The 17,102-nt window shown below is 39.4% G+C and carries 14 protein-coding genes and 2 pseudogenes; 13 read left to right on the top strand and 3 right to left on the bottom strand.

Annotated elements, in window-relative coordinates; genetic code table 11:
- Positions 1 to 4 precede the first annotated feature (4 nt).
- From EAI83_RS14235 to EAI83_RS14205, 7 genes are all read left to right on the top strand, one after another.
- Positions 5 to 1,768, top strand: a complete 1,764-nt coding sequence (locus EAI83_RS14235; RefSeq protein WP_129975847.1) for a cache domain-containing sensor histidine kinase — start codon at positions 5 to 7, stop codon at positions 1,766 to 1,768.
- Positions 1,769 to 1,770: 2 nt separating this feature from the next.
- A complete protein-coding gene (locus tag EAI83_RS14230; RefSeq protein ID WP_021652527.1) occupies positions 1,771 to 3,360 on the top strand; it encodes a response regulator transcription factor in 1,590 nt (529 codons plus the stop codon).
- Positions 3,361 to 3,565: 205 nt separating this feature from the next.
- A complete protein-coding gene (locus EAI83_RS14225; protein WP_044962128.1) occupies positions 3,566 to 4,864 on the top strand; it encodes an ABC transporter substrate-binding protein in 1,299 nt (432 codons plus the stop codon).
- Positions 4,865 to 4,866: 2 nt separating this feature from the next.
- Positions 4,867 to 5,748 (top strand): carbohydrate ABC transporter permease, encoded by an 882-nt coding sequence (locus tag EAI83_RS14220; RefSeq protein ID WP_021652525.1) that lies wholly within the window; start codon positions 4,867 to 4,869, stop codon positions 5,746 to 5,748.
- Positions 5,749 to 5,761: 13 nt separating this feature from the next.
- A complete protein-coding gene (locus EAI83_RS14215) occupies positions 5,762 to 6,613 on the top strand; it encodes a carbohydrate ABC transporter permease (protein WP_021652524.1) in 852 nt (283 codons plus the stop codon).
- Positions 6,614 to 6,617: 4 nt separating this feature from the next.
- On the top strand, positions 6,618 to 7,700 hold the full coding sequence (locus EAI83_RS14210; RefSeq protein ID WP_021652523.1) for a Gfo/Idh/MocA family protein: 1,083 nt from the start codon (positions 6,618 to 6,620) through the stop codon (positions 7,698 to 7,700).
- A 463-nt stretch (positions 7,701 to 8,163) separates the two neighbouring features.
- Positions 8,164 to 8,361, top strand: coding sequence for a ThiF family adenylyltransferase (locus EAI83_RS14205; protein WP_227588502.1), 198 nt, complete (start codon positions 8,164 to 8,166; stop codon positions 8,359 to 8,361).
- A 96-nt stretch (positions 8,362 to 8,457) separates the two neighbouring features.
- Here the strand turns inward: EAI83_RS14205 and EAI83_RS14200 are convergent, their stop codons facing one another.
- The 3 genes from EAI83_RS14200 to EAI83_RS14190 all read right to left on the bottom strand — a co-directional run bounded on the left by EAI83_RS14200 (position 8,458) and on the right by EAI83_RS14190 (position 9,777).
- Positions 8,458 to 8,862: an HI0074 family nucleotidyltransferase substrate-binding subunit gene (locus EAI83_RS14200; RefSeq protein ID WP_021652518.1), complete on the bottom strand. Its 405-nt coding sequence runs from the start codon at positions 8,860 to 8,862 to the stop codon at positions 8,458 to 8,460.
- Positions 8,843 to 9,124: a nucleotidyltransferase family protein gene (locus EAI83_RS14195; RefSeq protein ID WP_129975845.1), complete on the bottom strand. Its 282-nt coding sequence runs from the start codon at positions 9,122 to 9,124 to the stop codon at positions 8,843 to 8,845. The genes EAI83_RS14200 and EAI83_RS14195 overlap by 20 nt, the downstream gene beginning before the upstream one ends.
- 137 nt (positions 9,125 to 9,261) lie before the next feature.
- Positions 9,262 to 9,777 (bottom strand): helix-turn-helix domain-containing protein, encoded by a 516-nt coding sequence (locus EAI83_RS14190; RefSeq protein WP_015526458.1) that lies wholly within the window; start codon positions 9,775 to 9,777, stop codon positions 9,262 to 9,264.
- A gap of 479 nt (positions 9,778 to 10,256) precedes the next feature.
- On the opposite strand from EAI83_RS14190, the pseudogene EAI83_RS14185 reads away from it, so the two are divergent.
- From EAI83_RS14185 to recD2, 6 genes and pseudogenes are all read left to right on the top strand, one after another.
- A pseudogene (locus EAI83_RS14185) lies at positions 10,257 to 10,580 on the top strand (GNAT family N-acetyltransferase); the annotation flags it as partial.
- Between the two features lie 160 nt (positions 10,581 to 10,740).
- On the top strand, positions 10,741 to 11,553 hold the full coding sequence (locus tag EAI83_RS14175; RefSeq protein WP_022427082.1) for a purine-nucleoside phosphorylase: 813 nt from the start codon (positions 10,741 to 10,743) through the stop codon (positions 11,551 to 11,553).
- Between the two features lie 37 nt (positions 11,554 to 11,590).
- Positions 11,591 to 12,781, top strand: coding sequence for a phosphopentomutase (locus tag EAI83_RS14170; protein ID WP_015526454.1), 1,191 nt, complete (start codon positions 11,591 to 11,593; stop codon positions 12,779 to 12,781).
- A gap of 96 nt (positions 12,782 to 12,877) precedes the next feature.
- A pseudogene (locus EAI83_RS14165) lies at positions 12,878 to 13,099 on the top strand (deoxyribose-phosphate aldolase); the annotation flags it as partial.
- Between the two features lie 258 nt (positions 13,100 to 13,357).
- Positions 13,358 to 14,050: an MBL fold metallo-hydrolase gene (locus EAI83_RS14160; RefSeq protein ID WP_114002500.1), complete on the top strand. Its 693-nt coding sequence runs from the start codon at positions 13,358 to 13,360 to the stop codon at positions 14,048 to 14,050.
- 122 nt (positions 14,051 to 14,172) lie between these two features.
- On the top strand, positions 14,173 to 16,803 hold the full coding sequence (gene recD2 / locus EAI83_RS14155; RefSeq protein ID WP_129975841.1) for an SF1B family DNA helicase RecD2: 2,631 nt from the start codon (positions 14,173 to 14,175) through the stop codon (positions 16,801 to 16,803).
- Positions 16,804 to 17,102: the final 299 nt, after the last annotated feature.

Genomic DNA, 17,102 nt, shown 5'->3' with positions numbered 1-17,102 from the left:
GGATATGAATATACGTAAATTAATGAAAGAGAAAGTAAGCAGAGTAAGTATTTCCAGCAAAATGTCAATTGTTATGACCGTGTCGATTGTTTTAATCCTCACGGTCTTTCTTGGCGTAAACAGATATTATAATTCATTTTTCGTGTATCAAAAACTTGAAAATGCGTCTTTGACATATTTGGATAGTATAGATAGGATGATGGAAAATTTAGTAGACACTTTGGATGGTTATTCAAGAATTTGTTTTTCCAATGCAGGAGTTCAGGAGTTACTGGATAAAAATTCGAGTGGGCAGGTTGATTTTTCATTGCAGGACAATGTTAATAATTATCTGTGGGAACTGGTTGTAAATGTAAAGCAGATAGAATCTATTTATTTGTATAGTAATAATGGACTGGTAGCCTCAGCAGATAGGCAGGAGCTGCATTATCCACGATATCGTTGTATTAAAGATTATGAATGGTATGATGAAGAGGAATATGGGGAATATCATGTTGATTTTTCGAGCGATGATTTTTACAGAAAAGGTGATATGCCGGAGATTAGTTTCAGAAGAGCAGTAAGAAGTACGACTAATTTTAAAAAAATCGGTTATATGATTATGACGGTCTCTTCCGATGTATTAAAGGATTTTTTAGTGGCGGATAATGCGGACAAATATGAAAGGGTATTTTGTCTTTTGAATAATGAGGAATCTGTAATTGTGATCTCTGATAATGTGTATATGGACGAAATGCAGAAAATCGGAAAAGACATGATTCAGAATGAAAAAGCAATGGTGCTCCGGAATATGTTTGATGAAAAATATATGTTTTGTATTTTGAAATCGGAGGAAGGATATTATATGGATGCTATTTCGGTAGAGGATGCCTATCAAAGAAATCGAGAGAAAAGTTTAGTGGATATTGCATTGATTATTTTACAGGCTATGCTCACCCTGGTTTGCATTGTTATGATTTCTAAACTATATACACGACCGATAAAGGAGCTGATGATTGCGATGCGCTGTCTGCAAAACGGTGTATTTCAGCCAGTGAAAATGAATTCTGCTCATTACGAAATACAGGAACTAATACATGTTTACAATGAAATGGTAAAAAAAATCAATGAATTGCTGGAAAAAACAAAGGAGGCAGAACGATTAAAGGGAAAAGCAGATTTAAAAGTGCTTACTGCACAGATAAATCCTCATTTTTTATATAATACATTTGACTCCATAAAAGCGTTGTTTGTTTTGAAACGATATGATGATGCATATGCAATGATAGATGCGCTCTCCAGATTTTATAAAATTAATCTCAGCAAAGGAGATGATTTTATAACAATAGAGAAAAACCTGGTGATGTTAAAAAGCTATATTGATATTCAACAAATGCGTTTTGGTGGAGAGTTTGAATACATATACTCGGTTGATCCGGAAATTATGCAGTGGAAAATTTTGAAATTTGCTTTACAGCCGTTGGTGGAAAACGCAATTAATCATGGCATACATGGGTTTACGACAGAAGGGATTATTAATCTTGATATAGTCCGGACAGGAGAAAAGAGTCTTAAAATCACATTAATGGATAATGGACGCGGAATGTCTAAAGAAGCTCTGAAAAAAGCTATTTCAGGAGAAGAGGGAAGAAATGGCAAATCTTTCGGATTATTTGCAACGCTTCATCGACTTCAGTATTGTTATGGTGATCGAATTTGGTGGAGTATTGAGTCGGAAGAAAATGGTGGTACTACAATTATAATGAAAATTGAAGTGGAGGAGTGTTGAATATGCTAAGGCTGATTATTGTAGATGATGAATATTTACTTAGACAATTAATCAGAAATATAATCGATTGGAAAGCATTAGATATTGAAGTCGTAGGAGAAATGGCATCAGCAGAGCTGGCAATGCGGCAGCTTGAGTCTTTAAAGCCGGATATCATTTTGACGGATATCTGTATGCCAGATATAGATGGTCTGACTTTTGCAGAAAAAATAAAAGGTAGAAATCCAGACACAAAAGTGATCGCAATTACCGGCTATGATAATTTCGAATATGCGAAAAGGGGAATTTGCATAGGGTTGGACGGCTATATTTTAAAGCCGATCAATGAGGAAGAACTTACAGAATGTATTGTTAAGATCAAGAAAAAAATTCTGGAAGAAAACAGAAAGAGAAATGAAATAGAAACTCTTTCGATATTTAAAAGAGAAGCAGAGGAAATCGTTAAAAATTATTATTTGACAAAGCTTCTGGAATCAGATGTGCCGGAAAAAATTGTGAATAGCCAGTTGATGGAGGAATTGGCTTTGGAAACAAGCCCAATGGTATGGATAGTTGTTTTTCAATGGAAAACAAACCTGATTGCCAAAAGGACTGGGAATGAAGAACTTTTAGATTGTGAGATGTGGATTGTCAATTATTGTAAAGAAAAATTAAAAAAAATGGTTTGGGTTCATGGAACGGCTAATAGGTTGATTATTCTTGATCCTGAAAAAGATATCATGCCTGAGACAATATTAAAGCAGCTGCAAGAGGAATGGAAAAAGGAATTTGAGTGTCCGTTGTATTACGGGACAGAGGTTATATATAATCAGGAAAAGAGTATTCATGAGGGCTATATAGAGGCGGTTAATCAATTAAATATCGAATTGGTTAATGGAGAAAATAAACCAGAAGATATATGGAGATGGAAACAGCAAAAAAAAGAAACTAAGCAGTTATGGGATCTCAACGAGTTGAAAAGGCTGCAATATTGTGTTGAGGCAGAGGATTTAGAAGAAGTAGAAAAAGTAATTGATAGTTATTTTCTGAAATGGAAAGATGTTACGTTAGATGATATGGAACTGTTGCAGGTGCAATTATTGAATATCTATTTTTATTTTTACACTTCATTTGGAGATCGTTGCATTGATGCAGTTGCAATGCAATATATGAATTTTTATGAAAATGTAAAACATGCGGAGAATATACTTGAGTTAAAAAATGCATTTTTAATAGGATGTCAGGCACTGCAGGAGATGTTAAGGGGGAGGGAGACAGCGGCAGACAGTTACAAACTCATTTATTCTATGAAACAATACATAAAAGAAAACTTAGATGACCCGGATTTTTCATTAGGCGCATTGGCAAAGGCATATTATATGAATAGCAGCTATTTAAGCCGTTTTTTTAAAGAGAAGGTAAAAAGCTCATTTGTAGAGTATTTGACAGAACAACGTATTGATAAAGCAAAGCAGCTTTTGCAATATGGGAACTTTAAGATTTACGAAGTGGGCGAAAAAGTGGGAATTTATAATGCAAATTATTTTGGGATTTTATTTAAAAAGAAAGTGGGCGTAACGCCAGCTGAGTACAGAAAACAATACGAAAAATAGTGCAAAACAGATACAGGAAATGGAAAAATGGAAAAAATAAAAGGAAAAATAACTAATAAACATAGAATATAAAGCAAAAAAATATCAAAAACAGCTAACAGGTAAAATAAGTGTTGAAAAATGTAAAAAGTGTGAGATTGGAAGAGATAAGCTTTTGTTATAATAAAACCATCAAAAACAAAGGAAAGGAGAAGTTATTATTCATGTGAAGAATAATAACAAAAGGCAAATGAAAAAGCATTTAAAAAAGGCTGCAACAGTATTGGCATGTACGGGAATGGTTGCAGGAGCATTTACAACCACGGCTTTTGCAGAGGATGCAGAGCAGATCACATTAAACGTGTCCCATATCTTCGTGGATCAGACAGATGGGCAGTGCAGAGGATGGTATAAGGCATTGGATGAATATAAGGAATCTCATCCCAATATTACGATTGTAGAAGACACTGCAGACAATGATGCATATAAAACTAAGCTGAAGACGCAGCTTGCAGCAGGTGCAGTTCCAGATGTATTTTATGCTTGGGGAGGTGGCTTTACAAAGCCATTTGTAGAAGCAGGAATGGTAGAAAATCTTGATCCGTACGTGGAAGATGGAACGATTGATCTGGATGCTATGATGCCGGATATTTGTAACAACTTTTATTATGATGGCTCATTGTACGGCCTTCCATTGGATAGCTTCATAGGAGTGCTGATGTGCAATCAGTCTCTGTTTGATGAATATGGTCTTGAAATACCAAAAACAATGGATGATTTATATGCCGTGTCCGCCACCTTTAATGAAAATGGAATTACGCCAATTGCGATGGGGGAAAAAGATAAGTGGCCGGGACTGTTTCCATTTGGTGCATTGGCACTTCGATATGGCGGTGTAGAAAAAACAATAACGATGTTGAATGGCGAAGGAAACTTTGATCAGGAATTTGTGCAGAAAACTGCGGAAGAACTTCAGAAGATGGTTGATGAAGGTGTATTTGCTTCGGACAGTGTTGCTCTTACAGATGATGAGGCAACAGAGGAATTCCGTCAGGGAAGAGCGGCTATGTGGTATAGCGGAAACTGGAAGGTAGATTTACTTTGCGAAGAAGGATCTCCGCTTGAGGGCAAATTAACCATGGTAAACTGGCCGGCAGTTTCTGGTGCAGACGGAGACCAGAATTCATTTGTCGGAGGCGCAAGTGCAACGCTTGTAGCATCAGCGACGAGCGCTCATAAAAAAGAAGCAGTTGAATTTATGACATTTATGAGTGAGCATTTTTCCAATTACGCATATGAAGAAGGAGCGATCCTTCCGACATGGAAATATAGTGGCGATATGGAATTGAAACCATTTCAGCAGACATTACTGGATTTGATGCAGGGTGCAGATGGGTTCTGCCTTGCATGGGATACATTGCTGGATCCGGAAACAGCAGATGTTCATTCTACGTCACTGCAGGGAATTTATGCACAGCAGATGACAGCAGATGATTATGTTGAAGCTATGGCAGCTACGAGGTAAGTATGAATAAGATATTGGGAAATAAAACAGCGATTGCTGCATTTGTGGCACCTTCCCTCATTCTGTTCGGTGGCATTATCTTTTATTCGATTATTATGTCTTTCCGGTATAGTTTGCTTGACTGGAATGGATTTGGAGAAGGAATCTTTGTTGGGTTTTCCAATTACGCGAAAATGTTTCAGGATAAGGTGTTTTTAAGATCCGCTGTTAATTCACTGCTACTCGGATTTGTGACACTGGTTACGCAGCTGCCGCTGGCGCTTTTGCTGGCGTTGCTGCTCACCAGCGGCATTAAGGGAGAAGGATTTTACAGGACAGTGTTTTTTATCCCGATGACATTATCTTCGGTTGTAATTGGACAGCTGTGGTTGAAAATTTATAACCCGAATTATGGAGTACTGAATACTCTGTTGGGAGTATTGGGACTGGAAAGCTTACAAAGAAGCTGGTTAGGTGATGTAAATACAGCTTTATTTAGCGCTTTTGTTCCAATTATATGGCAGAATGTCGGATACCATATGTTGCTGCTTTATACATCTATTAATTCTATATCAAAAGATATATTGGAAGCAGCAAAATTGGATGGAGCAAGTGGAGTTAAGGCAGCGCGGTATATTACGATTCCATTAGTGAAACCAATGCTCAGAACATGTGCGATTTTTGTGGTAATTGGATCTTTAAAGGCGTTTGACATGATTTATGTATTAACAAATGGTGGACCGGCTCATATGACAGAAGTTCCAAGCTCCTTAATGTTTAGCAGTATATTCAATCTTAATAAATATGGCTATGGAAGTGCTATTTCTATATTTATCGTTGTTGAATGTATTGTTATGGCAGTTATTTTGCAGAAAGTATTTCTCGTGAAAGAGGAATCGGCTTGAGGAGGGAAAGAAGATGTATGCCAAACTTCATTCAAGAAAAGGAAATCTTTTAATACGGCTTATCATTACGGCTTTTTTGGTTTTTTGGGCCGCTGTGCAGATTTATCCGCTTATATGGCTTGTTTTCTTTTCCTTCAAAAGCAATGAAGAAATTTTTGGAGGAAATATTGCCGGGCCTCCGCTTGTATGGAAAGTTGAAAATTATAAAAATGCGTTAATGGGTGGAAATGTTTTTCGCTATCTTTTTAATAGCGTTTGGGTGTCTATGGCTGTTGTTATTGTTGCGTGTATTTTAATTGCAACATCGGCATATGCACTAAGCAGAATGAGATGGAAATTAAAGAAAATAGTTTACTGGATTTTTATTTCAGGAATGACAATCCCGCTTCATGCAACACTTCTGCCGTTGTTTTTACTTTTCCGAAAGATGCATATCATTAATAATCCTCTGTCAATTTTGATCCCGTATATTGTATTTGCATTACCGACAGGAATTTTGATTTTGACAAATGCCTATGCGTCTCTTCCTATAGAGATGGAAGAATCAGCCTGTATAGATGGATGCAATATATATCAGTTATTTTGGAAAATTATGTTTCCGCTTGTAAAGCCAACGGTAGCGGCAATTGCGTTATTTACATTCTTATCATCATGGAATGAGCTGATGTTCGCAATGACGTTTATAAGTGAACCCAAGTGGAAGACATTGACGATCGGATTACAGAGTCTTTCAGGAATGTTTTATACGGAATGGGGGCCAATTGGTGCAGGAATGGTAGTAGCAACAGCACCTGTTCTGATTATTTATTTGTTGCTGAACAGACAGGTACAAAATGCGCTTATTATGGGCGCAGTGAAAGGATGAGAACATGAAATTAAGAATAGGAATTATTGGATGTGGAGGAATCGCGACAGGAAAGCATTTATCAGCATTAAAATCAAATGGTGATTTGTGTGAAGTAGTAGCATTTTGTGATGGCATACTTGACAGAGCAAAAAAGGCGGCACAGGAGTATGGAGTAGAAAATGCACAGGTTTGCCAGAATTATAATGAGCTGCTGGCGAATCCGAATGTGGATGTTGTATATGTCTTAACGCCAAACATTAGCCATAGCCCAATTGCAGTAGACGCTTTTCATGCGGGAAAGCATGTGATGTGTGAAAAGCCGATGGCAATTAATACTGCAGAGGCGGAAAAAATGATGACCGCCTGGAAAGAGTCTGGTAAAAAATTTTCTATCGGATACCAGAATCGTTATCGTGCGGATGTCCGTCATCTCCGCAGCGCGTGCCAGAATGGTGATTTGGGTGAGATATACTATGCGAAAGCATATGCAATTCGCAGAAGGGGAGTTCCGACCTGGGGAAGTTTTATACAGGGAAGTCAGCAGGGTGGTGGACCGTTAATTGATATCGGAACACATTCGCTTGATCTTGCGTTGTGGTTGATGGACAACTATGATGTGGAATCTGTGACCGGGACAGTATTTAAAAAACTGGGAAAACTGCCGCAGGCCACAGATGGGAACTTATGGGGAGCATGGGATACATCAAAATATGATGTAGAAGATTCTGCGATTGGTTACATAAAAATGAAAAGTGGAGCACTGGTTGTTCTGGAATCCAGTTGGGCTTTAAATATACTGGAAGCGCGTGAAGCAGAGGTTACACTTTGTGGAACGAAAGCAGGAGCGGAACTTAGAAATCAAAAAGAAGTGATTTATAATCGTGGAAAATACGGTCGGCTGACAGAAGAAGTGCTTACACCGGGAGAGCCACATGACTTTTTTGGAACACGGTATGATGCGCCGTATCTGGAGGCTAAGGAATGGTTGACTGCCATTTTGGAAGACAGGGATCCACTTGTACGACCAGAACAGTCATTGGTTGTGACACAGGTATTGGATGCAATTTATGAATCAGCGGCTAAAAATGAGACCGTGTGGTTTTAATAGTAGTAACAGTTACAACAATTTTTAGATTATGCTACAAAGATATTCAGTTTTTCGATGGATGCGCCCGACAAGTTCTTTACAAAACGGTCGTACTGGTACTTGCAAACAGGGATCAGATGCGATATAACGAGTCGAAATGGGGAACTCAAATGGATGGGCTGAGAGTAGACGTTATAGTCTTGACCTGAAACCTGATTCGGATAACGCCAACGTAGGGAAATACATGTCGGAAATGATTGGATTTTGTGTCCGTGCTCCCTGTTTTTTATGTGAACTGGGGGCACCACTTTTCACAGATGCAGACAGGCGCCGGATGATACAGATATTGTATCGTCCGGTGTTTTTTGTATCATGAAGAAATTTTTTTGAATCACAGGTGTCCTGGAAAGGAGAGCTTGGCTATGGTAAAGATCAACGGAGAAGAAAAACAGCTTGACGGAAGAAATCTTCTCTTTTGCTGGTGGATTTCTACGTGGTGGATGTGACGAATCTGAATCGTCAGATGTATTTTGTTTCACAGCTTGGAAAACCAAAGGCAGAGGCTTTGCCGGAGGTGCTGTATCGGATAAATCCATATCTGGTCTGTGAGTCGAGATGCGAAAAAGTAACGCCTGAAAATGTCAGAGAATTATTTGCGGACTATCCGATCGTATGCTGAATAATTCTTATTTAACTAATATATATTGTTTTATGCGGTCATGGTAAGATATATAATCATGACCGCCAGTTTTAACATTCTTCTACAAAACACAGTTTACTGTTTATAGTATTTCGCAACATCGTTTTTGAATTTTTCAAAAAGAGGATAATAAATATTTATAATATCCTGAAATTTCTCTGCGGCGAAAGTACCATCGTAATCATGAGACAAATGATTTCTGGATTTCAGCATTTGCAGCCAGGTGTCATCATCAATAATACCATTGGTAAATGCCTGCTGCAGAGTTTCGCGTGGAGAGCCAACTGCAAAATCAAGAATTCCCATTTTTTTGATCAGAATATCTTTCATAACTTTCCAGGAGATGTCGAAAGTAAGACTGAAATTGAGAACAGTTCCTTCGAGAACAAAATCGGTCTTGGGGTCGGCTGTTTTGCTTTTTGCAAGATTGGAGAGACTTTTACAGAAAGTGTTATAGAGGTTAATAAATTTGTTTTCCATATTTTTTTATATCCTCCAATAAATACTCATTTTTTATACTGTCAAAGTCAAAAATATCAATTTTCCTTAGCGTTTCAATCTGCTGAAGATCATCTTCTAACTGCATTAGATTATTACAGCCGTATACTACAAAATCAATATCACTGGTGGGGGTCGCAGTGCCTGTGGCGAAGGAACCGAATAAATCAAGGCGCTTTACGTTATTTTTTTTGCAAATCATGGTTACTTTTTCGATGATTTCGGAAATGGGCATTACGTTCATGATCCACTCATGTCCTCCTTTACTTGGAAAATTCTGATAAAAATATGATAGCAGTTTCTATAGATTAATTCAACTTTAAAGACACTGACTGCGGTTGGTGTTATTCTATAGTCGTAATCCTTTCGTGGTGTTATGGATTATTTTAATTTTTCTTTTTCGGCATTTAAGAGTTCAAGATTGAGCCCTTGTTCTCCAGCTGTTTTATCTACCCAAAGATTCAAGGAGTCTATGGCTAAAGAAATTTCATCAAGTTTTTTACTGATATAAGCAAAATCTTTCATTTCATCATCACTGATCTTACCGTCACGGGCAATCTGGATCAGACGACCGGTAAGAGGATTGATTTCATTTAAACTGGCAATTGTCTCCAAAATGATATTTGACAGATCGGTCATTTCTATTTCTGGAACATAACGATAGCCGATTTCGCATTTGTGAGAGCAATAATAATTGCAAAGATCTGGTCTTTTATAGGCATCTGCCATCTGGAGGATATCATAAGGCGTAGGTTCTTGTGTTTCATATTCAAATTTTTCAATTTTTGAATCAGAGACAGCATCCATTTTTTCACTGGCTTCTGCTCTTGTAAGTCCTGCCGCTTCTCGGCAAAGCTGGTAAATTGTTTTGTTTTCCCTGGTGGATTGTTTACCCATGAGAATTTCCTCCTCGTATATCGCTAAACTCGCGGATTATTTATGTTCCAGGCCGCATGCTGAGCGTGTATTTCTTATATTAATTTTATTATACATAAATTATGAATTAACAACAAGTAATAGACTTTGTAAAATTACCTATTTTATAAAGCATTTCACGGGAATTTTTTACAATTAAATAATCCATTCCAAGGAAAAGCCAGCCCAGCTATTCATTGGAAAGACCATAGAAAAGACAGGTTCAGATACACTGATTAACCTCAGTATGTCCGGAACTGTTTTTTTGTTGCTATCGTTACTTTCGGGTGTCTTTGCCACGCTTGCTTCCTGGAGATTTCAATGACAAACCCTCTCCCATAAGGTATAATAAAGCAGAGTATTCAGCCGGATGCTTTTGAGGATGATCTGATTTTCAAATGGGATTCTCAGATTGGGAAAGGCCTGGATAGTTCTTATATGAAGGATGTACTTGAAGCACAAGTAATTATGAATTAGTGAAAGAAATGATGTTACAGGCGGAAGTCTATGTGTATGAAGATGATAAAATGATTCAGGGGTTTGTCGGATTAAGTAACGAATACATGGAAGGTATTTTTGTTTCTGATGAAATGCAGTCATGTGGTATAGGTAAGCTTTTATTAGACTATATCAAGAATAAAAAAGTTAGATTGCGATTAAACGTATACCAGAAGAATGCCAGAGCCCTCTCTTTTTATCAAAGAGAAGGGTTCGATATTCAATGTGAAGGATTCGATGATGCTACTGGTGAAAAAGAATACACAATGTTGTGGCAACAGAAATAGAAAGCGGATTTTTGGGGAGGATTTTATATGGAGTTTAACAATAAGGTAGTGATTGTGACGGGAGGCGCGCAGGGCATTGGAAAGACCATTGCAGAGGAATTGCCTTTATGAAAAAAGCATAAATATAATGACAACACCCAAAAGAAAGGAAGAAGTAATCATGTATAAAAAATTAATGACATGCCTGGAAAGCGTAAGAAAGAAAATTGATTTCAAACCAGAAGTTGCACTGATCCTTGGATCCGGACTTGGAGATTTTGCAGATGGAATTCAGATTGAACAGACCATCGACTATACGGACATCGAGGGATTTCCGGTTTCTACTGTAAAAGGACATAAGGGACGTTTTGTGTTTGGGTATGTGGAGAAAACACCGGTTGTAATCATGCAGGGACGTGTTCATTATTATGAAGGATACGCAATGTCAGATGTTGTTCTTCCAACGCGTCTTATGGGAATGCTCGGTGCGAAAAAAATCCTTCTCACTAATGCAGCAGGAGGAGCTAATCCTTCCTATAAACCGGGAGATTTCATGATGATCACAGATCACATTACAACGGGAGTTCCAAGCCCTCTGATAGGACCGAACATGGATGAGCTGGGAACCAGATTTCCGGATATGAGTGAGGTATACAGCCGCCGTCTTCAGGATGTGATCCGCAAATGTGCAAAAGAATGTGACATCAAACTTCAGGAAGGTGTTTATGTACAGTTTACAGGACCAAATTATGAGACTCCTGCAGAAGTAAGACTTGCACAGAGATGGGGTGGAGATGCAGTTGGAATGAGCACCGCATGCGAAGCTATGGCTGCCCGGCACATGGGAATGGAAATCTGTGGAATTTCCTGCATCACAAATATGGCAGCAGGAATTTCCCAAAAAGAGCTTAACCATAAAGAAGTGCAGGAAACAGCAGACCGCGTAGCGAAATCCTTCAAGGAATTAGTAACAAAAGTTGTTGTAAATATGTAAGATCCATAAGTAAGACATCAGAAAGGAGACAAAAATTATGAAGAAATATAAGAGAATATTTACTATTGTAATAGACTCCTTTGGGGCAGGAGAAATGCCGGACGCAGCCCAGTACGGGGATGAAGGAACAGATACTATGGGACATATTTCCCAGAATGTAGATGAATTTACGATTCCAAACCTTCAGAAGCTTGGAATTGCAAATCTTCATCCGTTGAAACAGGTTGCAGCAGTGGAGCGACCAATGGGTTATTATACATTTTTAAAAGAAGCCAGTACCGGAAAAGATACTATGACAGGACACTGGGAAATGATGGGGCTTCACATCACAAAACCGTTTAAGACTTTTACAGAGACCGGATTTCCAAAAGAGCTGATCGATGAGCTTGAGAAGAGAACGGGACATAAAGTAATTGGAAACAAGAGCTCCAGCGGAACAGAGATCCTGGATGAACTGGCTGAGGAAGAAATCGCTACCGGTCATATGATCGTTTACACATCTGCTGATTCTGTATTGCAGATCTGCGGAAACGAGGAGACTTTCGGACTGGATGAATTGTATCGCTGCTGTGAGATCGCCCGTGATATCACCATGAGGGATGAGTGGAAAGTCGGACGTGTTATTGCAAGACCTTACCTTGGCAAGAAAAAAGGTGAGTTCAAACGTACCAGCAACCGCCATGATTATGCACTGAAGCCTTACGGAAAAACTGCGCTTAATGCATTGAAGGATGCAGGTTATGATGTGATCTCCGTTGGAAAGATTTTTGATATTTTTGACGGCGAGGGACTGACAGAGTCCAATAAGTCAAAAAGCTCTGTTCATGGAATGGAGCAGACAATTGACATTGCGAAAAGAGAGTTTGAGGGGCTTTGTTTTGTAAATCTTGTAGATTTCGATGCTCTTTGGGGACATCGACGCAATGTAAAGGGATATGCAGAGGAACTTGAAAGATTTGATGTAAAACTTGGTGAACTTCTTGATGAGCTTCGTGAGGATGACCTTCTGATCATTACAGCTGACCACGGAAATGATCCGACGCATACAGGAACTGATCACACAAGAGAAAAAGTACCATTTTTTGCTTATTCTCCATCTATGGAGGGATACGGAAAACTGGAAGATCAGAATACTTTTGCAGTAATCGGTGCAACGATCGCAGATAATTTTGAAGTTAAGATGCCGGAGGGAACAATTGGAAGTTCTCTTCTGGATGAGCTGAAGTAAAAGGAACGTAAAATGGATAAAAAAGATATATTAAAAAAAGTGGATCACACATTACTTGGACAGACTGCAACATGGGATGATATTCGAGGAATCCTGGATGATATCAAAACTTCTACCGGATTTTCTACAGCGGGAGCAACTTTTGCAGATGTAGAGCTGATGAAGAAATGTATTGGAAAAGATGTAAAAGTTAAGGCAGCAGGTGGAATTTCATCCTTCGATGATGCAGAAAAATTTATCAGTCTTGGCGCAGAGCGTCTTGGAACAAGCCGTCTTATTAAGATCCTGAAAAATACGGACACTGGTGCAGGATATTAACACTGTGAAAGAGGACTGTCAAAGACAGGATTATACATAAATTATGAACTAACAACAAGTAATAGAATTTGTAAAAGTATCATTTCACATTTTTCTACCAGCTGTGGATAAAGGATGGACGGAATCTAAAAAATACGATAAAATCTGCATTAGAAATGCTGTTGTCGTGAAATTTACAAACGCTCGAAAAAGGAAAAATAAACATGGCAAAGAAAGATTTGCTATCCGGTACCGGCGTTAATTTATATAGGTGATATTATGAAAATTACTTACATTAACCACAGTGGATTTTTGGTTGAGACCAGAGACTGCTACTATATTTTTGATTATTACAAGGGTGAATTACCGAATCTTGACAAGGAGAAAGAAGTGATCGTTTTTTGCAGTCACTTCCATAAGGATCATTTTAACCCACAAATTTTTGGGATCCTTGATGATATGGGAATGACTTATCAGGCAATCCTGGCGAATGATATACGAAAAAGGAATCATTTGTCGGATATGAAGATCACATATGTTTATCATGATCAAGCTTATAGTTTGGATAATGAAACCAAAGTTGATACATTGCTATCTAACGATAGTGGTGTCGCATTTATTGTCAAAACAAAGGAAGGTACCATTTATCATGCCGGTGATTTAAACGACTGGTATTGGGATGGTGGGTCGAAAGCTGATAACCAGAGACTTACTTCAGCATATCGCGCGGCGATCAGGAAAATCAAGGGTATGCATTTTGACGCTGCATTTGTTCCCTTGGATCCGAGACAGGGAGATCACTATGCTGACGGGATCCTGTATTTCCTTAAAAATGTAGATTGCAATGTCATTTTTCCAATGCATTATTGGAATGATGCCAATGTAATTAAGCGGTTTATTACTGAATATCCGCAATATAAGTCACGCATTAGAAACACAGAATGTACAAAAGGAGAAGAAATTTCATCGTAGACCCAGATGGCTACTGGCTTGAGATTCTGCCGTAAAGCGGATGCATGTTGGTGATCTTTTATGGATCAGAGCATTTTATTCTGTGGTCATTTGTAATGAATTATGAGTAGAAGGAGACGGGCATGGAGCACTTACGTTGTGTAGTTGAAAGAATTACATATCAGAATGCCGACAATGGCTACACGGTTCTGAAATGTGCGGTGAAGAATTACAGTGATCTTGTCACAGTAGTTGGCACGATGCCGGATACCCATGTTGGTTCTGTGCTGTCTCTGGAAGGTATGTGGAAGATGGATGCCAAATATGGGCGGCAGTTTTTGGTGGAGAAATTTGAGGAGACACTTCCTGCTACAGTATATGGAATCGAAAAATATCTTGGTTCCGGTCTGGTGAAGGGCGTTGGTCCAAAGTTTGCAAAAAGAATTGTGGAAAAATTCGGGAAGGATACACTGGATGTTATTGAAGAGACACCAGATGAACTGCTCAAAGTATCAGGTATAGGAAAAGTACGTGTAGACCGGATCAAAACAAGCTGGCAGGAGCAGAAAGAGATCAAGAATATCATGCTTTTTCTGCAGAGTCATGAGGTCAGCACCTCTCATGCGACAAAGATTTTCAAGACGTATGGAAGTGAGAGCATTGCAATCGTAAAGGAGAACCCATACCGGCTTGCAGATGACATCTGGGGAATTGGATTTAAGACAGCGGATTCCATTGCACAGAAGATGGGGATTGACAAAGGCAAATTTGTCCGTCTGCGCAGTGGTATTTTTTATACATTGAATAAGCTGGCAGAAGCAGGTCATTGTTATACAACAAGAGAACAGCTGACTGGAAGGGCAAAGGAACTTCTGGAAGTGGAAGAACCGGAGCTGGAGATCACCTTGGATGAGATGATCCGCACGAATGATGTGATCAGAGATGAAGCAGAAGATCGGGAAGCAATCTATCTGCCCCCATATTATTTTTCAGAAAGTGGCTGTGCAAAGCGGCTGCTTCGGTTGATGTCCTGTGGAAAGAAGAAATCTGAGGATACGGAAGAAATATTGAAGAAAGTAGCAGCTTCATCAGAAATTACTTATGACGAGATTCAGTGGCAGGCGGTAAAGACAGCGGTTTCTTCTAAGGTCATGGTGCTGACCGGTGGACCTGGAACCGGAAAGACTACAACAACTCTGGGAATTATTTCTGCATATAAGCAGGCTGGATGTCAGATCATTCTTGCTGCACCGACTGGAAGAGCAGCAAAGAGAATGTCAGAAGCAACTGGAATGGAAGCAAAAACGATTCACCGGTTATTGGAATATAAACCTCCGGAAGGCTATCAGAAAAATGAAGAACATCCGCTGGAAGGAGATGTGCTGATACTGGATGAATGTTCCATGATCGATATTATGCTGATGTATAATCTTTTAAAAGCATTGCCGCAGCAGATGTCTCTGATTCTGGTAGGCGACATTGATCAGCTGCCAAGTGTCGGAGCGGGCAATGTTCTCAGAGATATCATTGATTCCGGATGTGTTCCGGTAGTTCGTCTGACACGGATTTTCCGTCAGGCACAGGGAAGTCGGATCATCATGAATGCACACCGGATCAATAAAGGGGAAGGCATTGATATGAGAGGCGGAAAAGATGCCGACTTTTTCTTTGCCACCAAAGAGAGTAATCAGGAAGTGGTGGATACTATCGTCCAATATTGTAAGACGAACCTGCCGAGATACTATCATGTAGATCCACTGCAGGATATTCAGGTGCTGACTCCGATGCAGAGAGGCGAATGTGGGGCAGTAAATCTGAACCAGGTGCTGCAGGAAGCCATGAATCCGTCAAAGACCTTTCTGCGGAGAGGCGGCACACAGTACCGGCTGAAGGATAAGGTGATGCAGATCCGGAATGATTACGATAAGGAAGTATTTAACGGAGATATTGGGACTATCACAAAAGTTGACGTGGAAGAACGGGAACTGACAGTTCTGTTTGATGAACGGAAAGTAGTCTATGATGTGACAGAGCTGGACGAACTGGCGCTTGCCTATGCAGTGACGATCCACAAATCCCAGGGAAGCGAATATCCAATCGTTGTCATGCCATTTACCATGAGTCATTTTGTCATGCTGCAGAGAAATCTCCTTTATACGGGTGTGACCAGGGCGAAAAAGATCCTGGTACTTGTCGGAGAGAAGAAAGCTGTGTATTATGCGATAAAAAATGAAACGACAACTGGCAGAAATACATGTCTGGCAAGACGTCTGCAGCCGGACAGCAAAGAAGCACAGGAAGTGAAGGCACAGCTTTTGAAAGAAGCAGTAGACGAGACCGCAAATGAGAACGGAAGCGACAGTAAGAAGATGATCGTCTATAAGGGCAGTATCCAGCCTTCTATGGTATGTGAGACACCGGCAGTTTATGAGGGAAATCTCTGGAAACGCCTGTCGCAGTCAAAGTTCAGAAGCAGTTTTTCTCTGAAGGCAAACGATCGGAGTTATGTATCAGAAAAGGGAATGGAGAAAGTACGTGAGCATGCCTGTGATTTTATCAGAAAGCGTCTTGCACCGGCAGAAATACCAAATGATGGAAAACAGACACCGATGAGAGGGCATCCGGTTTTTGTAGCCCAGCATGCCACAGCTACCTGTTGCAGGGGATGTCTGGAAAAATGGCATCGTATTCCGAAAGGACGGGAATTGACAGAAGCGGAGCAGGAATATGTTGTAAATGTGATCATGGAATGGATCGGTCGGGAAATTCATTGAGAGAACGTCTCAGCTTTGGGGGCTGATTTCTATAGCCGCAACCCTTTAATATCTTTAACAAATGTAGCAAGAATTCTCCCACCTCTTCAGGTGGGGAGATGAATTGCACATCTGAGCATATCTGCTCAAAAAAATCTCTATAGTATAAAAGAAACACTTGTTCTCCCTTCCCTGATGTAGTATACTGAAAAAGAACAATTAGTTCATAAATACATATCCGTCGATATAAGAAAAAGGATGATAAATATAATGGAGTTAGACCATGAAAGATGCATTCTGGGGTCAGATATTCTGTCTGC

The organism is Blautia sp. aa_0143, from assembly GCF_004167315.1.
GTDB lineage: Bacteria > Bacillota > Clostridia > Lachnospirales > Lachnospiraceae > Blautia_A > Blautia_A fusiformis.
The sequence above is the reverse complement of the archived record's forward strand: the minus strand, read 5'-3'. Positions and strand labels throughout refer to the sequence as shown.